The 25631-nt window shown below is 50.0% G+C and carries 23 protein-coding genes and 1 pseudogene; 7 read left to right on the forward strand and 17 right to left on the reverse strand.

The window, feature by feature from the left end:
* Positions 1-78 precede the first annotated feature (78 nt).
* The gene (locus MHB80_RS25040; protein WP_341279506.1) at positions 79-1527 is read left to right on the forward strand and encodes a DHA2 family efflux MFS transporter permease subunit; all 1449 of its coding nucleotides are present in this window, start codon (positions 79-81) and stop codon (positions 1525-1527) included.
* A gap of 152 nt (positions 1528-1679) precedes the next feature.
* Here MHB80_RS25040 and MHB80_RS25045 read toward each other — a convergent pair whose 3' ends face one another.
* Both MHB80_RS25045 and MHB80_RS25050 read right to left on the reverse strand, forming a co-directional pair.
* Positions 1680-3161 carry a carboxylesterase/lipase family protein gene (locus MHB80_RS25045; RefSeq protein WP_341279507.1) on the reverse strand — a complete coding sequence of 494 codons (1482 nt, stop codon included), beginning with the start codon at positions 3159-3161 and terminating at the stop codon, positions 1680-1682.
* A gap of 130 nt (positions 3162-3291) precedes the next feature.
* Positions 3292-3626, reverse strand: a pseudogene (locus MHB80_RS25050) (MFS transporter); the annotation flags it as partial.
* 178 nt (positions 3627-3804) lie between these two features.
* Here MHB80_RS25050 and MHB80_RS25055 point away from each other — a divergent pair.
* Complete coding sequence (locus MHB80_RS25055) at positions 3805-4167, forward strand: helix-turn-helix domain-containing protein (protein WP_341279508.1); 363 nt, start codon at positions 3805-3807, stop codon at positions 4165-4167.
* A 185-nt stretch (positions 4168-4352) separates the two neighbouring features.
* Here MHB80_RS25055 and MHB80_RS25060 read toward each other — a convergent pair whose 3' ends face one another.
* The 6 genes from MHB80_RS25060 to MHB80_RS25085 all read right to left on the reverse strand — a co-directional run bounded on the left by MHB80_RS25060 (position 4353) and on the right by MHB80_RS25085 (position 12818).
* Entirely contained in the window at positions 4353-6050 is a 1698-nt protein-coding gene (locus MHB80_RS25060; RefSeq protein ID WP_341279509.1) for a glycerol-3-phosphate dehydrogenase/oxidase, read from the reverse strand.
* Positions 6051-6308: 258 nt separating this feature from the next.
* Positions 6309-7316, reverse strand: coding sequence for a LacI family DNA-binding transcriptional regulator (locus tag MHB80_RS25065; RefSeq protein WP_341279510.1), 1008 nt, complete (start codon positions 7314-7316; stop codon positions 6309-6311).
* A gap of 75 nt (positions 7317-7391) precedes the next feature.
* On the reverse strand, positions 7392-9341 hold the full coding sequence (locus tag MHB80_RS25070) for a beta-galactosidase (RefSeq protein ID WP_341279511.1): 1950 nt from the start codon (positions 9339-9341) through the stop codon (positions 7392-7394).
* Between the two features lie 37 nt (positions 9342-9378).
* On the reverse strand, positions 9379-10203 hold the full coding sequence (locus MHB80_RS25075) for a carbohydrate ABC transporter permease (RefSeq protein WP_338553064.1): 825 nt from the start codon (positions 10201-10203) through the stop codon (positions 9379-9381).
* The gene (locus MHB80_RS25080) at positions 10204-11052 is read right to left on the reverse strand and encodes a sugar ABC transporter permease (protein WP_341279512.1); all 849 of its coding nucleotides are present in this window, start codon (positions 11050-11052) and stop codon (positions 10204-10206) included. It abuts the gene before it with no gap.
* A gap of 425 nt (positions 11053-11477) precedes the next feature.
* Positions 11478-12818, reverse strand: coding sequence for a sugar ABC transporter substrate-binding protein (locus tag MHB80_RS25085; RefSeq protein WP_341279513.1), 1341 nt, complete (start codon positions 12816-12818; stop codon positions 11478-11480).
* Between the two features lie 317 nt (positions 12819-13135).
* Between MHB80_RS25085 and MHB80_RS25090 the strand changes: the two genes are divergently transcribed.
* A complete protein-coding gene (locus MHB80_RS25090) occupies positions 13136-13546 on the forward strand; it encodes a VOC family protein (RefSeq protein WP_341279514.1) in 411 nt (136 codons plus the stop codon).
* 103 nt (positions 13547-13649) lie between these two features.
* On the opposite strand, the gene MHB80_RS25095 is transcribed toward MHB80_RS25090, so the two are convergent.
* The 6 genes from MHB80_RS25095 to MHB80_RS25120 form a co-directional block, all read right to left on the reverse strand.
* Positions 13650-14216 (reverse strand): carbonic anhydrase, encoded by a 567-nt coding sequence (locus MHB80_RS25095; protein ID WP_341279515.1) that lies wholly within the window; start codon positions 14214-14216, stop codon positions 13650-13652.
* Positions 14217-14635: 419 nt separating this feature from the next.
* On the reverse strand, positions 14636-15679 hold the full coding sequence (locus tag MHB80_RS25100) for a zinc-binding alcohol dehydrogenase family protein (protein ID WP_341279516.1): 1044 nt from the start codon (positions 15677-15679) through the stop codon (positions 14636-14638).
* A complete protein-coding gene (locus MHB80_RS25105; protein ID WP_341279517.1) occupies positions 15676-16644 on the reverse strand; it encodes an aldo/keto reductase in 969 nt (322 codons plus the stop codon). Before MHB80_RS25105 ends, MHB80_RS25100 begins: the two co-directional genes overlap by 4 nt.
* Positions 16645-16658: 14 nt before the next feature.
* On the reverse strand, positions 16659-18173 hold the full coding sequence (locus MHB80_RS25110; RefSeq protein WP_341279518.1) for an altronate dehydratase family protein: 1515 nt from the start codon (positions 18171-18173) through the stop codon (positions 16659-16661).
* A complete protein-coding gene (locus MHB80_RS25115; RefSeq protein ID WP_341279519.1) occupies positions 18166-19677 on the reverse strand; it encodes a tagaturonate reductase in 1512 nt (503 codons plus the stop codon). Before MHB80_RS25115 ends, MHB80_RS25110 begins: the two co-directional genes overlap by 8 nt.
* The gene (locus tag MHB80_RS25120; RefSeq protein ID WP_341279520.1) at positions 19674-20504 is read right to left on the reverse strand and encodes an amidohydrolase family protein; all 831 of its coding nucleotides are present in this window, start codon (positions 20502-20504) and stop codon (positions 19674-19676) included. The genes MHB80_RS25115 and MHB80_RS25120 overlap by 4 nt, the downstream gene beginning before the upstream one ends.
* A 356-nt stretch (positions 20505-20860) precedes the next feature.
* Here MHB80_RS25120 and MHB80_RS25125 point away from each other — a divergent pair, with 356 nt between their 5' ends.
* From MHB80_RS25125 to MHB80_RS25140, 4 genes are all read left to right on the forward strand, one after another.
* Entirely contained in the window at positions 20861-21742 is an 882-nt protein-coding gene (locus MHB80_RS25125; protein ID WP_341279521.1) for an AraC family transcriptional regulator, read from the forward strand.
* A gap of 224 nt (positions 21743-21966) precedes the next feature.
* Positions 21967-22128: a hypothetical protein gene (locus MHB80_RS25130; protein WP_341279522.1), complete on the forward strand. Its 162-nt coding sequence runs from the start codon at positions 21967-21969 to the stop codon at positions 22126-22128.
* Positions 22097-22645 (forward strand): cation:dicarboxylase symporter family transporter, encoded by a 549-nt coding sequence (locus MHB80_RS25135; RefSeq protein WP_341279523.1) that lies wholly within the window; start codon positions 22097-22099, stop codon positions 22643-22645. The genes MHB80_RS25130 and MHB80_RS25135 overlap by 32 nt, the downstream gene beginning before the upstream one ends.
* Positions 22582-22920, forward strand: a complete 339-nt coding sequence (locus MHB80_RS25140; RefSeq protein ID WP_341279524.1) for a cation:dicarboxylase symporter family transporter — start codon at positions 22582-22584, stop codon at positions 22918-22920. Before MHB80_RS25135 ends, MHB80_RS25140 begins: the two co-directional genes overlap by 64 nt.
* 172 nt (positions 22921-23092) lie before the next feature.
* On the opposite strand, the gene MHB80_RS25145 is transcribed toward MHB80_RS25140, so the two are convergent.
* The 3 genes from MHB80_RS25145 to MHB80_RS25155 all read right to left on the reverse strand — a co-directional run bounded on the left by MHB80_RS25145 (position 23093) and on the right by MHB80_RS25155 (position 24776).
* Positions 23093-23542 carry a MarR family transcriptional regulator gene (locus MHB80_RS25145; protein ID WP_341279525.1) on the reverse strand — a complete coding sequence of 150 codons (450 nt, stop codon included), beginning with the start codon at positions 23540-23542 and terminating at the stop codon, positions 23093-23095.
* A 37-nt stretch (positions 23543-23579) separates the two neighbouring features.
* On the reverse strand, positions 23580-24350 hold the full coding sequence (locus MHB80_RS25150; RefSeq protein WP_341279526.1) for a pirin family protein: 771 nt from the start codon (positions 24348-24350) through the stop codon (positions 23580-23582).
* Positions 24351-24419: 69 nt separating this feature from the next.
* Positions 24420-24776 carry a DoxX family protein gene (locus MHB80_RS25155; RefSeq protein ID WP_341279527.1) on the reverse strand — a complete coding sequence of 119 codons (357 nt, stop codon included), beginning with the start codon at positions 24774-24776 and terminating at the stop codon, positions 24420-24422.
* Positions 24777-25631: the final 855 nt, after the last annotated feature.

Here is a 25631-nt window from a genome sequence, read left to right on the forward strand (position 1 = left end):
TACATAGGTGTAACATGAATAACACAGATTATTATATGTAAAAATAGACATATAAGCAATGAAAGGAGGACATTTGCTTTGGAGGAGCAGACGACTACGATACGATTTTGGCCGATTATGATTGCGATTTTCTTCGGAACGTTCCTTTCCGTGCTAAGCACAACGACGATTAATATTGCGCTTCCGCTGCTGATGGAGCATTTTCATTCAGAGCTTTCCACCATGCAGTGGATGGTGACGGGCTTTATGCTGGCAACTGGTGTTATTTCACCACTCGTCGGGTATTTGGGAGGACGATTCAGCTATAAAAGATTATATTTATACGCGCTGGTCGGCTTTACGCTGTTTTCGTTTTTGTGCGCAGCCGCATGGGATACGACGTCGCTTATCGTATTTCGAATGCTGCAAGGGGCATGCAGCGGACTGATCATGTCCTGTACGATGACGATTATTTTCCAGGTCGTGCCGAAGGAGCGCCGAGCGTTTGCAGTGAGCCTATGGTCGCTGTCCGCAATGGTTGCGCCTGCAATTGGGCCGACTTTCAGCGGCTGGCTGCTGCAGCAGGCAAGCTGGCATTGGCTGTTTTTGTTCAATGTGCCGATCGGGCTGATTGCGATTATTTTGACCCAAAAGCTGATTCCTTATTATCGAATGAACATCCCGAAGTCGCTCGATATTCCAGGCGTCATGACCGTTATTCTCGGCAGTCTGGCGCTGCTCGTCGCTTTCAGTGAAGGCAACAGATGGGGCTGGAGCTCATGGAAAACGCTGCTGCTTATGGCTGTAGGTGTCGCCTTGCTGGTGCTTTTTGTTTGGCGGGAGCTGACAGCTAAGGAGCCGCTGCTGAATTTACGCGTATTTCGCATCCGCCGCTTTACGGTCATGCTGTGTATCTATGGCATGGTGACGGTCGCGCTGTATACAGGGACGTATTTGACGCCGCTGTTTTTGCAGCAGGTGCAGCTCCAAAGTCCGCTGGCAACAGGGCTGATTTTGCTGCCCTCCTCCGTCATATTGGCGCTTCTAAGCCCGATAGCTGGAAAGCTCTATCCGAAGCTTGGAGCGGTGAAAATGATCAGCATCGGCATCGTTTTTATTTTCGCAGGGCTGTTTATGCTGAGCTGGCTGCATGTGAATACGGCATACAGCTTCGTGCTATGGGGTATGATCATTCGCAATATCGGGCTTGGCTTTGCTTCCGTTCCGAGCAGCACCGCCTCCATGGAAGAAATTCCGCCCGAGTGGTCCGGTCATGCCGCTTCCATTAGCAACTGGCTTCGCAATGTGCTCAGTTCGTTCGCTATTGCGGTGTTTACAGGGCTCATCTCCAGCCGCTCCGCCGTTCACAGCAGCGAACTTATTCAGTCTGGAGCTATCGACACAAATACGATCCGCCTGATGTCGTTTACAATGAGCATTAATGATGTGTTTGTGGTTGGCGCTATTACGGTGCTGATTGGATTCCCTCTTCTGCTGCTGCTTAAACAGCGGAAGGATCGGGCAGCGGTTTTGCAGCCAAGCGGATAATGAGAGTGTGGTGTACCCCTACAACAAAACACCAATGAATGAGGCGATTGTGCCTTCTTCATTGGTGTTTTTCGATTCAACGCTTATTTTATGGAGCATTTCATTCCATTAAAGATGCTAATGTGCCGGATTGCTCTAAAGAAGCCGTTGCTTTACAGCTCAAGCAGCTCACGTTTTTGAGCATCAGGATCAGCCATAACCTGAGTAGCATGGTTGAAAATGAACGTCGAACGCTCCTGCTTGCTATATGCAGGCCACGCAACATTTTCAGCCTCAGGCGTGCCCTGTTTGGCAAAAGCAATCCACGCATCCTGCATGCGCCAAGCGAGCTTCCTCATGGATTCATCAGGCGTCACGCCCATGCTCTGCATATGCTCCAGCGTGTTGAACACAAAAAAGATTTCAATGCCATGAATCGATTTATGGAGCAGCGGATGCTCCGGCAGCACCCAGTCAAAGCGATACATCCATACCGGCGCATGCTCGCTTTGAGCGGTGGCGAACTGCACGGATGAACGCCAGAAGAAGGCTTCGGTCATCATTTGGGCCTGTCCGTCGGTCGTTGGCGGATAAGCTGCAGCGGCGGCGGCGACGTTTTTGATATCCGGCGCCATAAAGGTTAACGCTTCAGACATATCGATGTTATCATCAAAAGGCATATCGGGCCTGATGAACAAATGCCCTTCATCTAAATTCGTCCCGATTAGCAGAGGGATGTCTGCTGCAGCCCCTTTATGAATCGCCTCAAGCGGCGACTGCGGGAGCGTTGCCTCGTCGAGCACTGGTTGAAACAGCAGCGCCAGCCGGTTCCCCGCCTGCTCCTTCAGCTTTTCCCCCGCTGCAAAAATCTGCTCCGCTGGCACAGTTCTAAGCTTGTCCAGCTCGGACGGACTAATGCCGAGCAGCTGAAGCAGGCCCGCCCGGATACCATCTGCTTGCTGCTGAGGAATGATTTGCGAGGCTCCGCTTTGCATAATGGCTCGGCTGTACAAGCCTTTCGCCTTCGTCATACCCAGCAGCGCTGCAATACTCATGCTGCCTGCCGATTCTCCAAAAATAGTGACGGAAGCGGGATCTCCACCGAACGCCGCAATATTATTTTTCACCCATTCCAGTGCAGCTATTTGATCGAGAAGCCCTGCATTGGATACGAAGGAGCCGCCAAGCGGCGCGAGATGCAGAAACCCAAACGGCCCCAGTCGATAGTTAATCGTCACGACGATTATATTTCCCCGCTTCGCCAGCTCCGATCCATCATAGAGAGGCCAGCTTCCTGCTCCGGTCAAAAAAGAGCCGCCGTGAATCCATACCATAACCGGAAGCGGCGCGTCTGCGGCGTCTCCAGCAACAACTGCTTCCGGAGCCCATACATTCAAATAGAGGCAGTCTTCGGATTCGAGGCGCGTACCTGCGGCAAGCTCCGCTGCTGCCCCATTTTGCCGAGGCTGTATATTTTCAGGGCCAAAATGGAAGGCTTCTTTGACACCCTCCCACCGCTCTGGCGGAACTGGCGCTGCAAACCGCAGCTCATCTACTGGCGGCTTGGCATAGGGAATCCCCTTCCAAACGGAAATTCCGTTCAACTGTTGACCTCTAATCGCGCCATCCTTCGTATTTACCTCGATCGTTGTCATGCTTCACTCTCCCTCATTGCCCATTATTAAACGTTAAAATAGTGAGAACTAACGAAATGACTGATTTGTTATTTTGGTCACTTTCTTCCTATTTATGATAGCAAATGAGCGTTAGCTTATCAATTTTATCATGCGAAAAAGCGGATATGACGCGCGCGATCAACAGCACCTCAATGCTAGTTGATGCGGCTGCTAAGCTATTGCCGATAATAAAAATAAGCATAATCCACATGAGCAGCGTTTGCGCGACAAGCTGGACGTTAGGGATGTAAGTATCGGCGCACCGACCGTTACGCCCAGTGCATATAGAGAAACGGTCAGCCCCGCTGTCGGCAGCGATACATGCAAGTCCTCTGAAATCAGGGGCAGCAGCCCGACGCTTATAAATTCCGTTGTACCAATGGCAAATGCGCTAACGGCGAGAGCCAACAGTGCCAATGTGCTTCTTTTTTGATTAATAGTCATACTGTATTGCCTCCTATCCTATCGTGTATCTATTGGGTACGGTTCACTTCGCGAGTAGCCGCAGTGGATCGATAAGTGCTATGATAGGTTATATCTATCCAAAAGAATAGTACATACTTTTCAGTACTGTAGGCACTAAAAAGGACCTATATATACCGATTAGCAAGGAGGAATACCCATGACGAAGAAGAAATACAATATTTCCGTAGAAGCAACGCTTGAGGTCATCGGAGGGAAATGGAAATGCGTCATCCTCTGCCATCTCACCCACGGCAAGAAACGGACTAGCGAGCTGAAACGGCTCATGCCAGGCATTACGCAAAAAATGCTCACTCAGCAGCTCCGCGAGCTGGAGGACGATGGAATCGTGAACCGGATTACGTATAATCAGGTCCCGCCTAAGGTCGAATATGAGCTGACCGATTACGGACTCAGCCTTGATAGCATTCTCAGTGCCCTCTGCAACTGGGGCGAAGAGCATATTATCCGAATTTATGGTGACAAATATTCGATGTTAGAGGAAAGTGTTTTGAATAAATAAGCATGTAATCTTGTAAGAAGCCTCCGTCTACCATTGATGAGCAGCACATGGTAAAACAAGCCTCCTTTATACACGAATGGTGTATAAAGGAGGCTTGTTTAGTAGGCGGAAGCGGCTTGTGCCTACACTAGCTGTTGTCCGTTTTGCCGCTATATTACCGCTATTTCCCGTTCCTATTCCTATTCCTATTCCTGCTCCACTGGCGTCACTGCATAATGCAGCTCCTGCTCCAGCTCAGCAGCATAAGCTGCGCTCGCCTCTTCCGTCCAGCCGAACAGCGCTGCCATCTCAGCATGCACCGCTTCCTTCCACTGCAGGACGCGAGCGCGATCAAACAACAGGTTGCCTGTACGGCGAATCCAGAAATCCGCCGGCTTCGTCGTCAGCTCATATTCCAGAGCATACATCAGCTCAATGCGCAGACTGAGCGAAAGCTCTTGGCCGCTAGCCGTTGGCTGGCCTTTGTATTGTGGAATAAGGCCAAATACTTGATCCACATTGGTGCCAAAATGGCGGGCAAGCCGCTCAGCCTCTTCACGAGTGAGCCCAGCATGAATGCCTTCCTCCGTTTTCTTGGCAACGAAGGCCGGGAAATGGGAGGAGCCACCGAAGTCGCCGCCCGACAGGGGCAGGTTTTTCGTACCGCTTGGGCGAATGCCGCTGCGGCCTTCCGCTGTGAGCTGCGTGCTCACCGTGTTCACGACGCTTTCTGCCATTTTGCGGTAGCCTGTCAGCTTGCCGCCTGCAATCGAGATGAGCCCAGACCCAGCGACGAACACCTCATCCTTTCGGGAAATTTCCGAAGGGTCTTTGCCTTCTTGGTGAATGAGCGGACGGAGGCCAGCCCAGCTTGATTCCACATCGGAGGCTTTCAGCTTGATCGAAGGGAACATGAAATTTGCCGCCTGCAAAATATAGTCCAGATCCTGCCTCGTCATACGTGGAAGCGCCTTATCTGCCTTGTAGTTCGTATCGGTTGTGCCAATATATGTTTTGCCATCGCGCGGAATCGCGAACACCATGCGTCCGTCCTGCGTATCAAAGTAGACCGCTTGATGCAGCGGGAAACGCGATTGGTCGAATACCAAATGCACGCCTTTAGTCAAATGCACCGTTTTGCCTTGCTTCGAGCCATCCTGTTCGCGCAGCGTATCGACCCATGGACCTGTCGCATTGACAACCTTAACGGCACGCACCTTGTTCTCGGCTCCAGACAGCAGATCGCGCACATTAGCGCCAACAACTCTGCCATCCTCATAAATGAACGATTCAACCTTTACATAAGGGATCGAAAGAGCGCCCATGTCCACAGCCTTCTTCATTACTTCAATCGTCAGACGCGCATCATCGGTGCGGTATTCCACATAATAGCCGCCACCCTTCATACCTTGGCGCTTCAGCAGCGGCTCTCGGCTCATCGTTTCGTCTACGCTGAACATTTTCCGGCGCTCGCCGCGTTTGACGCCTGCCAGAAAATCATATACGCGGAGGCCGAGTGAGGTCGAGAATTTGCCGAAAGTTCCGCCTGTATAAAAAGGCAGCAGCATCCACTCTGGCGTCGTTACATGCGGTCCGTTCTCATATACAATCGCGCGCTCTTTTCCAACCTCTGCCACGACGCCGATTTCCAGCTGCTTCAAATAACGCAGACCGCCGTGAACGAGCTTCGTCGAACGGCTCGATGTACCTGCAGCAAAGTCCTGCATATCCACAAGCGCTGTCTTGAGGCCGCGCGTCTGGGCATCCAGCGCAATGCCTGCTCCTGTAATGCCGCCGCCAATAACGAGCAAATCAAAGGTTTCCTCACCTAAACTGCGGTAAAGCTGTTCCCTATTTAATGCGCTAAAAGCACCCTGTTTTGCCGTTCCTGTCTGTTTGCTCATCGTCTTCTCCACCTTTTCAGCTAGTTCTTGTCCAATATCCCAATTAAAAAAGGAAAACGAAAAAACCGCAAACACCTTAAGCTGCGCAACATCTAGCGCGATGCAAAAGGTTTCTGCGGTGTCTCCGTTTCTCCGACCGAATATTAACTTGTGCCCACATTATAGCATAACGGGGCCTGCTCGTAAACAGGCTGAAGAGGGGAAGCGCGATGAAAATCCAAACCTTTCACGCAGCAAAGAGCCTTGTTCATCCTGTTATTACACTTCCGAGCAGCTATTTCTAATCGTCAAAGCCGTCGGAATCACGACCTTTTTCGGAATGGATCGCTTCGTGGTCAGACGTTCCGCGAGCAGCTCCACCGCCGTCTCGCCCATATATTCCATATGCACCTTGACCGTCGTCAGCGGCGGCTGGACAAATTCCGAAATTGGAATATCATTGAAACCCACGAGTGACACCGTACCTGGAACCTCAATTCCCGCCTCATGCAGCGCCCGCAATGCGCCTACGGCCATGGAATCATTTTCGATAAAAAAGGCTGACGGCAGCTCCCCGCTCTCAATTGCACGGGACATCTGAACATAGCCATCCTCCGAAAACAAATTTTCACCGGTAAATATATATTGGGGATGAAATATATTTTTACTTATCAAATAGTCACGCAGCGTCATTTCACGTTCATCCCGTACCCGCTTATTATTGACCATATTATGCCCGCCAATGTATCCGATTCGCTGATGACCCAAATCTACAAGATAATCCAGCACTTCTGTAACTGATTTGCGCAAATCAATAATGACAGAATCAAAACGCTGATCATCTGGCGAAGAATCGACGAATACGATTTTGTCCATAGAAGCCGGGAACATATCAAGATCTTCCTTCTCGAAACGTCCAATCGCAATCATGCCGTCCAATTCGCCGACCCATTCGCTATAATACGAGCGTTCCTGACGGAACAGCTTGACGACCTTCATTTGACGCTGAAAGCATTCCCGCTCTACTCCAAGACGTACTGCCATATAATAAGGATCAAGCATCTCTTCCTGATCGGAATACCAGTTCACAATGCCGATCCGCGTTATTTCTTTCGCTGCTGCGCCATTACGCTCGCGCAGCGTTTTATAATTCAGCTCCTGTGCAATTTCGAATACCCGCTTGCGTGTATCGTCTCCAACCGATAGCGAGGGGTCATAATTCAATACCCTTGATACCGTCGCAATGGAGACGTTCGCCAGCTGCGCAATATCTTTAATTGTAGCCACTTCATCATACCCTTTCCTGCCTCAAGATCCAGTGAATGTACATCCGCTGCATCATCAGGCTTTACCGCCACCTAACTAACAGGGATCAATTACAATACTAGCATATGGACTCAGGTCATGCCCGCGAAAAAGCTTAGGCTCCGCCGTATGATTCATAATGAACCACAACTGGCGGTTCCCCTGTTCCCGCGAATAAACTTCCACGCCCTGTTCACTTTCAATATGCCAGATATCCTGTAAAGTTACAATGTCTTTGGATATATGCTCCATTACATCATCATGAACGCCGCAGCCGATATAATAAACCAGCCCTTGTCCGTAACGATTGCGTGTAATAGCAGCTTGTGGGAAAAAGGGATCATCATAGCTGTACATGCTCTCAGCTGTCGTCGGTATGACCATATCGCGCCATACGGTTCCTGTCGATTGCAAGCCTTCAAACTCACCGCTGCCGATCAGACGCACCTCGATACCCTCTGCCAAAGATTCAGAATCCTGTATTTCGACACCGCACATATCCGCCACATAACCCGGAAGCGGCAGCTCGAAATGAATATTGTTATTGCGATCCTTAAGTCCTGTACGGAAGGAGAAAATAACGGTACCGCCTGCCTCCGCAAAACGGCTAAGTCGCTCACCCAGCTGCTGATCAATGATTTGCAGAGCCGGAACCAGCAGCACCTTATAGCTGCTAAAATCCCGCGCTGCCGGAATGACATCTATTCGGGCATTACGATTATAGAAGGGTGTATACAAGCGAAGCAGCTCATTCGTAAAATCAAACGCTGCGCTTTGCCTTTGCGAGCGCCACGACCACACATTATCATAGTCATAAAGCACCGCTACATCCGATTGAATTTCTGCTTGGAGTGCATCCGCATAAGGAGCGATTTCCTCGAATACCGCCTTTGCCTCATCGAATTTACGGCCATAACGACCATCGTGATCGACGATGCCGTAACAGAACTGCTCGGCACCGCGCGTCATGCCGCGCCAGCAAAAATACAGCATGTTTGTGCAGCCATGCGCAAACGCTTGAAACGACCACATTTTCGCCTGATTAGGCTTCGGCAAATAGCCAATGACATCGTGACCCTGCATGCCCATCAGCTGCTCGACGATCCAGAAGTTTTGTCCCTTTAGCCCGCGGTTAAAATCATGCCCGAGAGCAATCGCCGCTGGCGTAATCGGCTCTGTCAGTCCACCCCAAACCGGATAATTGTCGTACGATACAAAATCCATCGTTTTCACATTTTCCTCATGATCGAACCATTTGCCGAAGAAGCCGCCAGACACATTTGTCGTTACCTGCTGGTGCTCTCCCTTAAGCTTGTGAACGATGGCCGTCATTTCCTGAGCATAACGATTGAGTGAATCCGAACGGAAGCGCGCCCAATCGAGCTGCAAGGAAGGATTATGCGTCGTGATTGTTTTGACGGGCATTGGAATTTCAGTAAAATCGTTATACGTCTGCCCCCAGAAAATCGTGCCGTACGTTTCATTAAGCACAGCAATATCGCCGTATTTGTCAGCCAAATAAAGCTGGAAGCTCTGATGGCACTGCGCACAGTAGCACATATCGCTGCCCTCATGGCCGAATTCATTATCTACCTGCCAGACGACAATGTCCGGCTCGCTGCTGTAATGCTCCACCAGCTTGCGCGTAATACGTCCGCTATACGCACGGTATTCCTTTGAGTTGTAGCAGTATTGGCGGCGTCCGCCAAAAGCACGGACTTGACCATTTTCATCCTCAGACAAAATCGTCGGATATTTATGCGCGAGCCAAGCCGGAAAGGTAGCCGTTGGCGTGCCAAACATGACCTTCAGACCCTTCGACTTGATCCGCGCCAGCGCTTTATCGTAGAAGGAGAAGTCAAAAACGCCGTCCTGCTTCTCCATGCCATGCCAGCCGAACTCGCCAATACGCACCATATTGGCGCCCAAGCTGATAATGCCGGACAAGTCCGACTCCATCAGCTCCTCAGGCCAATATTCAGGATAATAATCTACCCCGACAAACATATTAAGTTCCTCCTAACGAAAGTAAGGCTCTAGCTGTCTATTCCTTGACGGAGCTTCCGAGCATCCCTTGAATGAAGTATTTTTGCAGCATTAAGAAGAAGAGAATGATCGGGAAGGTCGCGAGCGTCACCCCTGCCATAACTTGACCGTAATCAATACGCGACAAGCCGAACAGGCTTGATAGCGCGACAGGCATCGTATACATATCCTCAGAGGTTGCAGAAATGAGCGGCCAGAGGAAATTGTTCCACTGGTACATGAACAAATAAATCGCTGTTGCCGCTAGCGCAGGCTTGGAAGACGGCAAAATGATTTTAGTGAAAAGCCCCCACTCGCTCACACCATCAATTCGTCCAGCTTCCATCATAGCGTTCGGGACAGCCATCATGTTCTGACGCATCAGAAAAATCGCAAATGGATAGGCAATGTTTGGCAAAATCAATGCTTTGTAGGTGCCCAGCCAGCCCCAGGCCGCCATCATTTTGAACACCGGAATGACAATCGCATGGTAAGGAATCATCATCGAAAGCAGAAATATACCGAAAATGACCGTCTTGCCTTTGAAATTAAACTTTGCGAATACATAACCGGCCATCGTGGAGACGACAAGTGCCAGTATGGTATAAACGATCGTAACAAACAAGGAGTTGAACATAACCCGACCAATGCCGATCGATTCGTTCAAATTCCGAATATTTTCGAACAATTGGTTTCCAGGCAAGAGAACAGGAGGTTTAGCAAAAATTTTACCGCTCTCATTCGTGCCTCCAATAATCGCCCAATAGAAGGGGAATAAGGAGATAAAGGAGCCAATAAGCAAAATCAGAGTTGTTATAGAGACGCGTACGCGTTTGGCTACCATTTACTCATCCCCCGTTACTTTAAATTGAATGTAGCTGAGAATGCCGATCAAAATAACGATGACATAAGCAAGCGTTGACGCATAACCAAAGTTGAAATAACGGAAGCCCGTCTGGTACAAATACATGCCGATTGTAATCGTCGCATCACTTGGACCACCTTTAGTAAGGGTATAAGGCTCCTCGAACAATTGCAGCGTACCGATTGTCGACAAAATGGCCGTGAACAAAATAATCGGCTTCAGCTGTGGAATCGTAATGTTGAAAAACTGACGTACGCGGGTAGCGCCGTCGATGCTTGCTGCTTCATAGAGGGATTCCGATACGTTTTGCAAGCCTGCCAAATAAATAACCATATTGTAGCCCGTCCATCTCCAGGTCATAGCGATAATGAGCGATACCTTCGCCCAAACGGGATGGGACAGCCAAGGAATCGGATCAATGCCTACTGCTCCAAGCAGTTGGTTCAAAATTCCGTCATTCATTAGAATGATCGAAAAAATGATTGATGCTGCGATAAGGGACGTTACTGCCGGCATGAAAAAAGCCACTCTGAACAGCGCCTTGAAGCGCTTAAGGGAATTAAGCAGCGTCGCAAGCAGCAGGGATGTAAACAGCATGAGCGGCACTTGAACGATCAAAATAATAAATGTGTTTAGCAACGCTTTGCCAAATATTTTATCGCTGAACAGCTTAGCGTAATTGTCGAGACCAGTAAATACAAGTTCTCCGCTTACGCTGGTCTGGAAGCTCAGCAATAGCGAATAAACGATTGGGTAGCCCATAAATATCGCGAATAGCACGAGTGCCGGGGTAAGAAACAAATACGGAACAAATGCTTTTGTTCTCATACTCACCCTTCTTTCTATGTTGGATTTTATGAGCCGATGGTGATAAAGAGTCTGCGCTGCGTGAAAAGCTTGGCCTCCGATCGCCATTACCCTTGAATTTCTCCGAATTCATTTCCTAAAGGGGGAAATTCAAGGGTAAAAGCGAACGCTATCGCTTCTCCAGCACAAGCTTTTCACTCCGCGCAGGCTTTCCACCATCGGTTCATTTTGTAGGCAGTTGAAAAACAGGGGATAACTTCCCTGTTTTTTTATATTTTCAAAATAAGGGAATAAGGACCTAAGAACATAAGTGCATAAGAGAATAAGAGATCCAGGCGTAAGCACTGAATCTCTTATCGGACTGCTATTTACTGCTTATTTAGTTCGTCATTTGCATGCTTCATTTAAACCAGATCATGCAGCCGGCTAAGCGCCGAGGCTAAAAATTAACCGCCGTTCACTTCGCGGCTTGTGCGGTCTTTCAGACGTGCCGCCGCTTCTTTCAAAGCATCAGCCGGAGCTTTTCCGTTGAATACGTCCGATTGTGCTTTTACCGATTCATCAAGGGCCACGGAATAATCTTTCGTGTAGTAAGGTGTTGGTACGGAATTCATTTCTTGCGCGAACAGCATCCAGATGTTTTGGTTGCTGAAAAACTCAACGCCCGTTGTGAAAACATCTTCGTTATAAACGCTAGTCAGCGATGGGAACAAGCCGTATTTCTCCATAGCTACTTTTTGAACGTCAGGTGTCAAAGAGAAGTATTCCATGAAGCTGTAAGCTGCATCTACATTTTTGCTAGTGGAAGTCAAAGCCCAGCTGCTTCCGCCAAGGTTAGCTGCGCGGTTGCCGCCTTTTTCAAAGGCTGGAACTTGGAATACGCCCCATTTGCCGCTCAAATCCTTCGCTTGATCAGAAATTGTACCTGTGTACCATGCGCCAAAAGCAATGGAAGCGATCGAACCGTCAACCGTTGCGGAAACGGTGCCATCCCAGCCGTTAACGTCCTTGATCAGGCCAGCATCGTCGAATTGCTTTAAGGTTTCCAATGCTTTGACATATTTCGGGTTGTTGAAGTCAATATTGCCGTCTTTGTCAAAATAGAAGGCGCCTTGCTCATTAAGCATAATACGAAGCGTTGCATCATCTTTGAATTTATCTACAGGGAACAGCTGTGCACCTGTTTTTTCTTTAATCAGCTTACCTGCTGCGAGGTAGTCATCCCAAGTTTCAATTTTGGAAGCATCCACGCCCGCTTTCTCAAACAGATCCGTGCGATAGAATATGCCAGTTGGACCCGCATCAAAAGGGAAGGCATAGCTTGCGCCATCTTTTTTCGTCAGCTCTTGCTTGAACGTCGGGAACTCGGAAAGCTTCTCATCAAAGCCCTTTTCCGAAAGGTTCACGAAGCCTTTAGGGAAAGCGTCCAGATATCCTTGCAGCCTGTCATCTTCCACAAGCACGATATCAGGAAGGCCAGCGCCGCCAGCTGCGAGGCCAGTGGACAACTTGTCATATACATCAAGGCGACCAATGTCTTGAACCTCAAGCTCCACATTCGGGTGATCCTTCTGATAAGAAGTAACCGCTTCATTTAGAGCGCCTACATTTACATTCCAAGCCCAAGCTGTCAATTTCACTTTTTCACTGCTAGCCGTGCTGGCAGGACTTGCATTGCCTGCTGTACCAGTGTTGCCTGTGTTGCCTGTTCCGCTGTTGGTGCCGCATGCTGCAAGCACGGTTGACAACAAAAGCAAAGTAGCCGCTGATTTAAAAGATTTCTTCATGTGTAATTCCCCCTCAGAAATATTGTGCCTGTATTTTTGTGCATGAACGAAATCGATGCGGTTTGCATCCTTTCATCCTGAGGCAAGCTTTCTTTTTCTGAAACCGCTTGCATTGCCTGAGTAAAATATTATTACGTTTTTTACTTAAAGTCAACTTAAAATTTTACTTGTTTTTTAACTTGTTTTTATTGGTTATTTACCTCATTTTCATATTTATCGCGCCCAAAACAAACAAATATAAAGATATTTTCGAAAAATAGGCTATACTGAACAGAGTAAAAGCCTATACATTTCATAAATGGGAAGGAAGCTGCACAATGGCGAAGCTCACGACTTATTTTTTCTCAGAGGATGCTAAAGCACAGGCTGATTTTTATATTCAGTCGCTTGGAGGGGAAATAATCTCCATGATGAAATTCGGGGATTTACCGGATACGCAAGAGGATGTAAAGGACAGAATTCTTCATTTGGAGATGAAGGCCGCCGGTGTTAGCTTCATGCTATGCGATGCCGTGAACCAGACGCTGACCCATGGAAATGCCATTAATTTAAGCTTGGAATTCGAAGGCGAAGCGGAAGCACATGACGCATTCAATAAACTGTCAGAGGGCGGAACGGTGAAAAAAGAGCTGAGTCCGGAATTTTGGGGCTCGCTGTTCGGACAGCTGGAAGATAAATTCGGCATCCAGTGGATGATTACGACTGCTGCGAAGACAAGCGCGGTTTAGCTCCTTAGCTCTACTTTAAGCACAAAAATTTAATGATAAAAAAAGCAAGCCCCTCTCACTTAATGAGAAAGGGGCTTGCTTTAATGTTATTTTTTCGGATAAATTATTTCTTCTTATATCCTTCATCCACCAAATCAAGACGTCCTGTCTCTGGATCGATAACGAAGCCATGCACAGGAATATGGGCAGGCATCAGCGGGTGGTTGCGAATAATGCCGATGCTGTCCATAACGCCTTCCTCCACCTTGTCGAATCCCTTCAAGAAACGGTCCATCTTAATGCCGGAGCTCTCCAGCGTATCGATAACGACTTCTGAAATGCCGTTTTCCTTGAATTTATTGACCATGCCCTGCGTATCCAAATTGTTCATGCCACAGCCGTGATGCCCGATAACGAGCACTTCCTCTACACCCAGCTCATAGACAGCGACTAGTATACTGCGCATCGCACTGCCGAACGGCTGAGTCAAAATCGCACCTGCGTTTTTAATGATTTTGGCATCGCCATTACGCAAATTCAGCGCTTGCGGCAGCAGCTCAACAAGACGAGTATCCATACACGTCAAAATCGCTACCTTTTTCGCCGGAAACTTGTCCGTCAAAAACTGTTCATAACGCTTTTCCTCAACAAATTTCTCATTATATGACAATAAATCATTTACAATACTCATCCTTCATCTCCCTCTCTGCTATTGCTAGATAAGTTGAACGATTGATTAGCATGAGCGCGCTGGTCGCCACTGCGAAAAAGGTTGGACTTCCGGCCGCTGTTGTTTTCTTATTTCTTTCATTATCCCTCTTTGAGGTTGAAATAAGAAAACAAAGGCGGACGCTATCGCTCTCTCCAGTTCCAACCTTTCTCTCCGTTTCTCCCTTGCCCTATCGCTTTCTTCCGTTCAAATTATATAGATATACCTCGTATATCATATATAAAGGCCTATTCATATAAAAAAGGAAGAGCCGCAGCTCTCCCTTCATTATCCTTCCTGTACAGCTCATGCCATCTACGTAAGCTTAGCTAACACAGGATCAGAAAAGCTAAACTTACTTTAGCATAAGTCGCATTATCTGGGCAATAGCAAGAATTAGGCTACAGCTCTACCATCGCTTTAATGACTTTCGACTCCGGTTTCAGCCACTCGTCGAACACGCCAATCAAACCTTCAAAGGACGAACGATGCGTAATTAACCGGTCTACGTTAACACTGCCGCTGGCTACAGCTTCAATCACGATGTCAAAATCCTCACGGGTTGCATTACGGCTGCCCATCAGCGTCAGCTCACGTTTATGAAATTCTGGATCATGAAAGGCAATGTCCGCTTTCACGAGTCCAACATAGACCAGCTTGCCGCCATGCGCTGTCAGGCCGAAGGCATCCGTCATAGAACGGGCATTGCCCGTTGCGTCAAATACGACGGTTGGAAAGTCTCCCTCTGTCAGCTCGGCGATCCGCTCTTTCGGCTGCTGCAAAGCATGAACCGTTTCATCAACCTCAGCCCATTCCTTGCAAAAAGCAAGCCGCTCCTCATTAATATCCATCGCAATGACCCTTGCTCCCCGATGCTTGGCGAACGCCATAACGCCAAGCCCTATCGGCCCTGCTCCGATGACGAGCACGGTCTCGCCCGCTTCAAGCTCCGCACGGCGCACGGCATGGGCGCCGATGCTAAGCGGCTCCAGCATGGCCGCCATATCCAGCGTCAAGCCATCCGTCTTGATCAGATGGGTGGCAGGAACCGCAATCAACTCGCGCATGCCGCCATCCTTATGAACGCCCAGCACCTGCATGGCGGTACAGCAATTTGTTTTGCCGCGCCTGCATGCGATGCAAGTACCACAGTGCATATAAGGAATGACACTAACCTGATCGCCTGGCTCAAGCCCAGTCACCTTTTCGCCAACTGCTTCTACAATTGCCGCCAGCTCATGGCCGAGAACGCGAGGATATTGGAAAAAAGGCTGGTTCCCTTTATAAGCATGCATATCTGTCCCGCAAATGCCGATGCGGCGGATGCGAATAATAGCATCCCCTGGGCCAGCCGCTACTGCCCCTTCAGCGCCGCCGTCAAAAGCAGGCTGCTCCTGCTCCGTCAGCTTGAGACTGTCTGGCTGCTCGCACACAATGGCTTTCATGATGTCGCGCTCCTTTGCCCAGCGCCGCCGCTGATGTGCTCATTATATTCCGGCAAGCCGCTGATCCAGCTTACATCTGCAACGGGTGCCAGCAATTGAAGCACTTCCTTAAGCAGCCGCTCGTCCATAGGCTCCTCTATCCATGCCGCATTGCGGCGGATATTTTCCGGATTCGCTGTGCTAACCAGCGTCGTCGGAATTTGCTCATTCGCTACGGCAAACTGCATCGCCAGCTTCGCAATATCTGTCCCTTGCGCTGCACAATGCTCGGCAGCACGCAGACAGGCGGCCTTCAGCTCAGCGCTTGCCGGATGCCAGTCCGGCGTTCCTCTTGTGCCAAGCAGGCCCATCGACAACGGTGATGCGCTCACCAAACCGACATTGTACTGCTCAATGAGCGGCAGCAGGCCCAGCAGCGACGTATCATTTAATGAATAATGGCAATAGGATAAAATAACATCGACTTCCGTATGCGGCAGCCATTTTTCGAATAGCTGCAGAGGCAAGCCGGAAATGCCATAGTGACGGATTTTACCCTGCTCCTTGAGCTTTTGCAGCGCTGGAATTCCCTGTGCTGCATGCTCAGGCGAAACAAACTCAATATCGTGAAGGAACATAAAATCAACGTAATCCGTGTTAAGCCGCTGCAAGCTTTCTTCAAGGGAACTCATAATTCGGCTCTCGGAAAAATCAAAGCTGTCCACGCCATATCGGCCCGCTTTAGTCGAGAGCAGAAACTGATCTCGCGGCAGCTCCTTAATCGCCTTGCCGAGCACCGTCTCCGCCTTCGTCATTCCATAATAAGGCGAGACGTCGATATAGTTGATTCCTGCATCCAAGGCGCTATGAACGGTGCGAATCGCTTCTTCCTCATTCGTTTCCCTGAATACAGAACCGAGGGAAGACGCGCCGAAGCTGAGCACCGATACATCCAGTCCGGTTTTTCCTAGTTGTCGATATTTCATCCTTTTCCCTCCGATTACAAAATAACGCCGTCTTTGAAAATGGCAATTTCCTTAAAGCCATTGCGTTCATTATTCGTCTTCGCTTCGCCAGAAGCGAGCGCCAGCAATTGATCCCACAGCTCATCGGTCAGCTCGTTCATCGTCTTGCCTTCGAGCAGTTGTCCCGCGTTGAAATCGATCCAATTTTTTTTGCGACCTGCCAGCTCGCTGTTCGTAGCGATCTTCACCGTTGGCACCGGGCCGCCGAATGGCGTTCCCCGACCTGTCGTGAACAGCACGATATGTGCGCCGCCAGCAGACAATGCCGTTACCGATACGAGATCATTGCCCGGCGCTTCCAGCAAGTTCAGGCCAGTATGCGTAATCCGCTCGCCATAAGGAACAACGTCCTTCACCAAAGCGTGACCGCCCTTTTGCGTGCAGCCGAGCGACTTCTCCTCCAAAGTACTGATGCCGCCAGCCTTGTTGCCCGGCGAAGGATTTTCATAAATTTCCTGATCATGACGAATAAAATATTGCTTAAAATCATTAATCAAATGCACGATTTTTCCAAAAACCTGCTCATTGTCTGCGCGATTCATCAATATCGTTTCGGCGCCGAACATTTCTGGCACCTCGGTCAGAATCGCTGTGCCGCCCGCTTCAATTAAGCGATCCGAAACCGTTCCAACAAGCGGATTGGCGGTAATGCCGGACAAGCCGTCCGAGCCGCCGCATTTCAGCCCCAGCTTGAGCTTCGCAACCGGTACCGGCTCCCGCTTGAAGCGCTCTGCGAATTCGACGAGAGCGTCGATTTCCTCAAGCGCAGCCTCCAGCTCGTCTTCAACCTCCTGCGACTTAATAAACTTGACGCGCTCCGGATTGTAGTCGCCAATCGCCTGCTTAAACAGGTCGATCTGATTATTTTCACAGCCGAGCCCCATTACGAGCACGCCTGCCGCATTCGGATGGTTCACAAGCGAAGCGAGCAGCTTCTGCGTGTGCTGAAGATCGTCGCCAAGCTGCGAGCAGCCGAACGGATGGGCAAAATGATAAACGCCATCGACGCGTCCCGCATACAGCGCATCAGCCCGCCGAGCTACGATTTCACAGGTTTTGTTAATGCAGCCGACCGTATTAATAATCCAAATTTCATTGCGGATGCCAACCTCGCCGCCATCCCGCACATAGCCTTGAAACGTCTGGTTGGCACGATTCGCCGAGCTCGCAGCTGGCGCTGCTGATTCCTCGCGCCCCTTAGCCGGGTCATACGAATATTCCAGAAAGCCTTTCAGCCCGGTTCCAATATTATGCGTATGCACCCAGCTGCCTGCCGGAATATCCGACTTGGCGATGCCGATGGAATAGCCAAACTTGAGCACATGCGCGTCCTGCGGAATTGGCGTCGAAGCAATTTTATGCCCTTTGGGCACATCCTCGAGCAGTTCCAGCTCCCTGCCATTTTCAAGCGTCAGCTTATCCCCTTGGGAAAGCGGCGTAAGCGCAATAACGACCTGATCCTTCTCATTAAGCCGAACCCAGTTATTCATGCGCACCACGCTCCAGTTCCTCTAACTGCGAAGCTACCGCTTCCACCAAGCCTGGTACTGCCTGCAAGTCGCGTCCCCATAGCTCGGTTAATGCCAGCAGCCGCTCTGCTTGCGCTTGTGCCGAGCCCGCTGCTGCTGCGCCTTGATCCGTTCCTTCCGAAGCCCACGCCGCTGCAAGCGCCGCTAATGCTCCAGCATCGTCGCGTACGGCATACACATTGCCGAGCAAATCCGTACCTGTATATGCGCCTGCTCCATCGCTCTCTACTTTATAGTAGCGCAGCAATCCGGCAAAAGCGCGCACCAGCCGTGCTGGCACTGGCTGGCCGCGATCTGCGTAATCCAGCAGCGATGGCAGCAGTCTAACCTTGAACTTGCTGATGCTGTTCATCGCAATATCTGCAAGCCGGTGGCGAATGAACGGATTGAGAAAGCGCTCATAGACCGCAGCGGCATAATCTTTAAGCTCGCCCTCGGGCAGTGGCAGTGCCGGAATAATCTCCTTCTCTACGGCTTCACGAACGTAGGGGCCAAACTCCGCATGCTCCATCACCTCGCGCACCTGCTCCAGCCCATGGACGAGCGCAAGCGGCGTCATCAGCGTATGGGCGCCATTCAGTATCCGCACCTTCCGCAGCTGAAATGGCTTCAAATCCTCCACAAAATGTACGTTTAGCCCTGCTCGGCGCAGCGGCAGCTGCTCATCCAGCTCCGGCTCAGCCTCAATCGCCCAAAAATGATACGGCTCAGCTGTCGTCAGCATCGGGTCCTCATAGCCCCACTCCGCAAACCATTGCTGCGCCTGCTGCTCATCAGGATAGCCCGTCACGATTCGGTCTACGAGCGAGTTCAAGAAGCGGTTATCCTGCTCCACCCAGTCTTTAAATGCCTGCGGAAAGCCCCAATCCTCGCTATAGCGCAGCACACAAGCTTTCAGTTCGTCGCCATTGCGTTCCAGCAGCTCGCAAGGCAGGCAGGTCAACCCGCTGTCCGCAGCGCCTTCGAATGCGAGAAAACGGCGATACAGCAAATAAGCAAGCTTGCCCGGGTAAGACTGAATCGGCTGGCCTTCCAGCAGCGGCTCCGGCCTGTAGGCAAGTCCCGCCTCTGTCGTGTTGGAAATGACGAAACGCAAATCCTTGCTTTCCGCAAGCTTCACTAGCGACTCCCATTCCGAATAGGGATCAAATGCCTTTGCAAAAACGGTGACAACTTCCTTGCGCTCAACAGCCGCACCATTTTCCAATCCTCGAATGACTAGCGTATAAAGGCCGTCCTGCTTGGCCAAAGCGTCAATTTTCGGCTTGCCGCCTGGACGCGGCTGCGTCACCGCGACTCCGCCGCCGAACAGGCCCTGCTTATGGCATTCCTGAAGCATCCAATCCGCAAAGCCGCGCAAAAAGTTGCCTTCGCCGATTTGCAGCACCGTTATTTTGCCTGCTTGAACCGCCTCATAGCGTTCATGGTCTTCCTGTCCCAAAAGCGTCTTATTTAACTGGCTCATAGTTTATAAAACTCCTTTGCATTTAGTCCGAACAGCTTGCTTCGCTCCGCATCTCCCCACGAGGCTGGCAGCGCCTGCTCCAGCACATCCACAACCTCATCATAGCCCGCCGCCAGCAGGCAAACCGGCCAATCACTGCCGAACATGACTCGGTCCGGTCCGAAAGCCTCCAGCACATGGCGAATATACGCGATAAAATGCTCTGGCCGCCAGCTGTCGTGGCTCGCCTCTGTGACCATTCCCGACAGCTTGCAATACAGCTTCGGATAACGCGCCAGCTCCGTCAGCTGGCTGCGCCAAGGGTCAAGCTCGCCCGCCGCGATCCGCGGCTTCGCCAAATGATCAATAACACCGCGCAAATTCGGCACCTGCTTCATAACCTGAACGAGCGAATCAAGCTGATGCGAGGTGAGGAGCAGGTCAATAGGCGTATCCCGCTGCTCATACTCCTTCAGCGCCTCAACGAACGTCTGCTGTAAAATTACATTCGCATTCTGCAGCTCTTGAATCATCACGCGGAACCCCACGAACCGCTGATGACGTTCAAATCGTGCAAAGTGGCTTAAATGCTCGGGATCGAACAAATCGAGAAAGCCGACAACCCCCGCAATCGACTCCGTGCGGTCGCTTAAGGCGAGTAAATAATCGGTCTCTGCCAGTGTTGGAGCGGCTTGCACCGCAATTGTATGGCTAATGCCATGCCGATTCAGGCTCGGCTGCAAATGCTCCGGCCCATAATCGCGGTAAAGCACGGGAACCTCTGCTGTAATCCAGCCGTAATCGCCCCGCTCAATTGCCCAATAATGCTGATGCGCATCAATCCTCATCGTTACTGCCCCCTATAAAACGATATTTTCACACAAGGTGAAACGGCTTTTGCTGTCCTTTGGCGGCGCAGCGCGTTTCAGTCCGAGAAATATAGAGAAAGGATGGCGAAATCATATCCTTTCCTATATTTTAATATAAACGTGTAATTGTTAACGTTTTCAAAGCAGCATCCGCTCTAATGCCGAAACCTGCGCCCACTGCTGTTTATTCCTTTGCTCTTATTATAAATGCCAATAATGATATTAAAAATAACGTATTCCTGCATATTTGTACTGTATTTTGATTTTTGCTATGCTGGACTATAGAAACATAACGCGCTTGGCCTAGACTGGCGCAAGGAGGAGTCGTTTCGCTTATGAAGCCTTTTCGCAAGCCGTTCGAGGTTGGCAGCTCATTCCCTTTCGATTTCGTCTACCGTGACCGCAAGCATTGGCAGACGGAGCTGCCTGATCATCTGCATGACTGGTATGAGCTCGTCTACATTTATGAGGGCAAGGGCACTTTTTTTATCGACCAAACCTTTTACGATATGAAGCCTGGCGATTTATTCATTATCCCGGGCAATACGATACATCGCTCGTTTCCCGACAAGGAGGAGCCGGTGACGTCGACGGCGATTTTCTTCAGCACCTTATTCGTCCAAACCGCGTCGTTCGGGGACAGCTTCTCTTATTTGCGCTGCTTCGACCATGCCAAAAAGCATAAACGCTACAAATTTGAGCCGACTATGCAGGAGCAGCTTAAGCTGGAGCGGCTCATTGATGAGCTAGAGCTTGAGCTCCGTGAGCAGCAGCCCGGCTATCGGCAGGCGATATTGCTGCAGCTGGAGCATATATTGCTGCTGATGAACCGCCGGATTATTGCGAGCAGCCGCGAATATGCCAAGGCGGATAGCCCGTTGATCGGCCCGCTATGGATGCGGAACATCCTTCACTATATCGATGAGCATCCCGAGAGCCCGCTCGGCTTGTCCGTATTGGCGCAAATGGCGGCGGTCACGCCGGCCCATTTTTCCCGCGTGTTTAAGCAGCTCACCGGCATGAATGTCACCGACTATGTGACGGCGAAGCGCATTATTCGCGCCAAGGAGCTGCTGCTGGCAAGCGACGAGAACGTTCGGCTCATTGCCGAAGCCTGCGGCTTTGAGAGCTTGCCCCATTTTCACCGCATGTTTAAAAAAGTAACTGGGCAAACGCCGGCCGCTTATAAAAAAGCGACGCCAGCCGATCAAGCGTAAACGGCTGGCGCCAGCCTCTGGTGGCAAAGCTTTCGTTTTGAGGGTGAAATATAAGCCCATTATAGGGGGAAGCCGCAAGTAAGCGGTTTTCCTCTTTTTTTACCAAATTTATAATTGACAGGGGTGAAAGGTGAATGCTATATTACATTTCGCACTCTAATACTTAGTAAATAGGTAGGAATTATATATTATTCTTATTCGTCATAGCAGAAGGGATGTTGGCAATGGACAACAATTTAGTATCCGCTTTTCAGAACAACTGGCTTACGCTGCTCATATCGGCAGTCATTCTCACCGTGCTTTATTATTTGGCGAAGAAACGCGTAGGCTTCGGCACGAGGGTGCTGCTGGCGCTTGGCCTTGGACTTGTCGCCGAAGAAGCCTGATGCCGTTCAGCCCGTTAAAGCGCTGTTCGCCTCGCTCACCGAGGTGCTGCATCAGGTCGTCAAATTCGTGCTTCGCTTCACGCCATACGGTGTTTATGCGCTAATCGCCGTAATGGCTGCCAGATATGGCCTTGAAACATTGAAGCCGCTCGGCATGCTCATTATCGTCACCTACATTGCGTTGATTTTGCATTTCGTGCTCGTATTTGGCGGACTGATCTCCTTCGTTGCCAAGCTGAATCCGCTGCGTTTTTTCAAAAAGGCGTATCCGACGATTGCAGTTGCATTCACGACGCGCAGCAGCTATGCGACCTTGCCAATCAATCTGGAGGTCATTACGAAGCGGCTCGGCGTATCGCCTAAAGTTGCCAGCTTCGTCGCTCCGCTCGGCGCCACGATGAACTTTAACGGCTGTGGCGGCGTATGGCCGGCTGTGGCGGCGTATGGCCGGCTGTGGTCGCCGTATTCGTTTCGCATATTTATGGCATTCCGCTCGGCGTTACCGAATATATCCTAATTGTGCTCGTCAGTGTCATTTCATCGATCGGCGTTGCTGGCGTGCCAGGCCCTGCTTCCATCTCGACAACGGTCGTGCTCACTGCCGTTGGCCTGCCGCTGGAGGGACTTGCACTTGTTGTCGCTGTCGAATCGCTTATTGATATGGGCCGCACAGCCGTCAATGCAACGGGAACGACGGTCACTTCGGTGCTCGTCGCCCAAGCCGAAGGCGAGCTGGATCGCGATGTGTTTAACAGCAACGATAATGATGAGCTTGAACTAAGCCCCGCTTAATGCGCCTATGAAAAATAGCCCCGTACGATCATGAAGCTTGCCTTCATAATCATGCGGGGCTATTGGCTTTTACTCCAGTGATCGAAACTATCCGCTCAATGGTTTAAGCAACAAAATAACGGCAGAGGCATTCCCGGCATTAGACGGAAACAGCTCTGCCGTTATTCAAGCATCAGCTTAGCTGTTCTGCGCCAAGCCCGATTTTTTTGAGCAGCTGGATCAGCAGCTCTTTCTCCGAATCATCAATGAAGGACATGCTGCGTGAAATCATCTCCGCATGCTTAGGAAAAATTTCATTAAACAGCTGCGTGCCCGATTCGGTAAGCGCGGCATTGGAAGCCCTTCGATCGGTCGGACTGGGATGCCGCTTGACGTATCCTTTTTTCTCCAGCTTGTCTACGACATAAGTGATGCTTCCGGTTGGAATGGAGAAGGTTTCGCTGATTTTCGTAATCGGCTGTGGCCCCTTGCTGTATAATAGCTCAAGAATAATGAATTGCTCCGGCTCAACGCCATGGCTTGCGATGTCTTTTTTGACATTTCCAAATACAGCCATAGAAGCTTTGCTCCAAACACGGAACAGCCGCAAGTCCAGCTCGGTGCGCTCATCGGCTTGATACATATATACCCAACCTCCTTTCCCGTCTAAAATAAACCCGTTATAGCGGTTTGTTGTACAGCGGATAATCTACCTCGGCCGGAACGTCAATCATGATGAAACGCAGCAACGCCTGACCTTGATTACTGATCCGAATTTCTCCGCCATCCTTTGACTGTACCACTATAAAATCTTTATTTGCAAATGAAATCTCCTGCTCGCCTGCAAGCATGCCATCCCCTCTGATCGCCAAAATGCCCGCAATGCGGCTTCGTCCCAGCGAATAACTGTACGTATGCGATGCTCCGGCTTCCAGTTCCACCTCGACCATTGCAGCATCGGCTACGAGCTCAATTGGCGATTGCCCGCCCAAAATCGTTTTAACCGATACCCCGTTCTCTGATGTACGAGGAAATTGCTCATGCGTATATTTCGCATATACCGGCTCTCGTTTCACCGCCTTGCTTAGATGCGGCTCCAGCCAAATTTGGAACAGCTCTGCCGGACCGTCCGAGCCTTCTGCATGCCACATCCCGGAGCCGGTCTGCATCACTTGAACGCCGCCTTCACTCACGACGCTTTGTGTGCCAAGCGAGTCCCGATGGGAGCTCTTGCCTCCCAGCACATACGTTAAAATTTCAAAGCCCTTATGCGGATGCTCGCCAATTTCGCCCGCTTCCTCAATATGAGCCCATGCCCAATAAAACAAAGGGCCAAGCCGGTTAAAAATAGAGCCCTCGCCAGAAAAGCCGATTGGCTTCTGCTCTTTTATTTTGCCACCGTCAAATTCGCCTTTGCCCTGCTCGTCTGGACTTACAACCCGAATTTTCATTTGAATGCATCTCCTTTATAAGAATGAAAATGTAATAGCGAGAACGAATCGGTTACGCCCATTACATGATTAGCCCGCCAATGCGCTCCAGTTGAGCAGCAATACGACCAAACCAAGCACTAGCAATACGAGCGGCATGCCGATTTTCGAGCCCGGGTCTTTGACCTTAAGGTGTGTCGCGACAGCCCCTGCCATAATAACCACGATAATCAGGCCGCCCCAAGCAGCTAGACTGCTGTACCAAATACCCGCCACAACAAGAGCCGCCGCTGCAATTTCAGCCAAGCCTGTGAACAGTCGAACACCAGAAGGCAAGCCGTAACGCTTAAACTCATCGACCATTTGCTTCGAGCCCAGCTTCATAAAACCAAACATTAGAAAACCCAGTCCCAACAACACTTGAATGACAATAGCTACGATACTCATTTTAATTCCCCCACTAGTTGTTTTTTATTCTTAAATTATTTAATCTAATATTAGAATATAATTACTCTAACATTAGAGTAAATGATTGTCAAGGGGCTTTGAAAAAGAAAGTAGCTGTCGCATATTAGGCTGTTTAAGCAAAGATAAGCCAGCCAGATTAGATGCAGATCAGATGCAGATCAGGTCTGGATCAAATTTGGATCAGATTTAGATCAGATCTAGATCAGATTTAGATCAGATCTAAATTTGATCTGGATAAAAGGCAGCGTCAAATATACCCCCTCTCCTACCGGCAATGATCCCCTCATGAATTTGAGCCTACGTAATGAAGTATAGCTTCATGCTTTTTGTTTCAGGGATTTGCTTACCGTACAAAAATAGATTTGCTGGACACAGCAGCCGCTATTTCATCAGAATCTGGGACTACGGCACTTGGCTGCAAACCACAGAGCCTCTATTCGTCAGAATCTGGGACTACGGCACTTGGCTGCAAACCACGGAGCATCTATTTGTTAGAATCACGGATTACGGCACTGGCTGCGAAACCAGGAGCATCTATTCGTCAGAATCACGGATTATGGCACTAGCTGCGAACCCAGGAACTTCTATTCGTCAGAATCACGGATTATGGCACTGGCTGCGGACTCAGGAGACGCTATTTCCATAGAATCATAGATTTTGACATAGGCCGCGGACTCAGGAGACGCTAATGCGCTGCAAATCGCTACTTTGACGGGAGAATGTGGGCAATAACGGATCTCCTGTCCGCTTACGGCCTGAAATCAGATCAAAAGCCAAATTAACGGAACCTCAGTCCATCAAAAAAGGAGGACGTTCCGAACTTCGAGGTCTCGG

It is taken from the genome of Paenibacillus sp. FSL H8-0537 (genome assembly GCF_038051995.1).
Taxonomy (GTDB): Bacteria; Bacillota; Bacilli; order Paenibacillales; family Paenibacillaceae; genus Pristimantibacillus.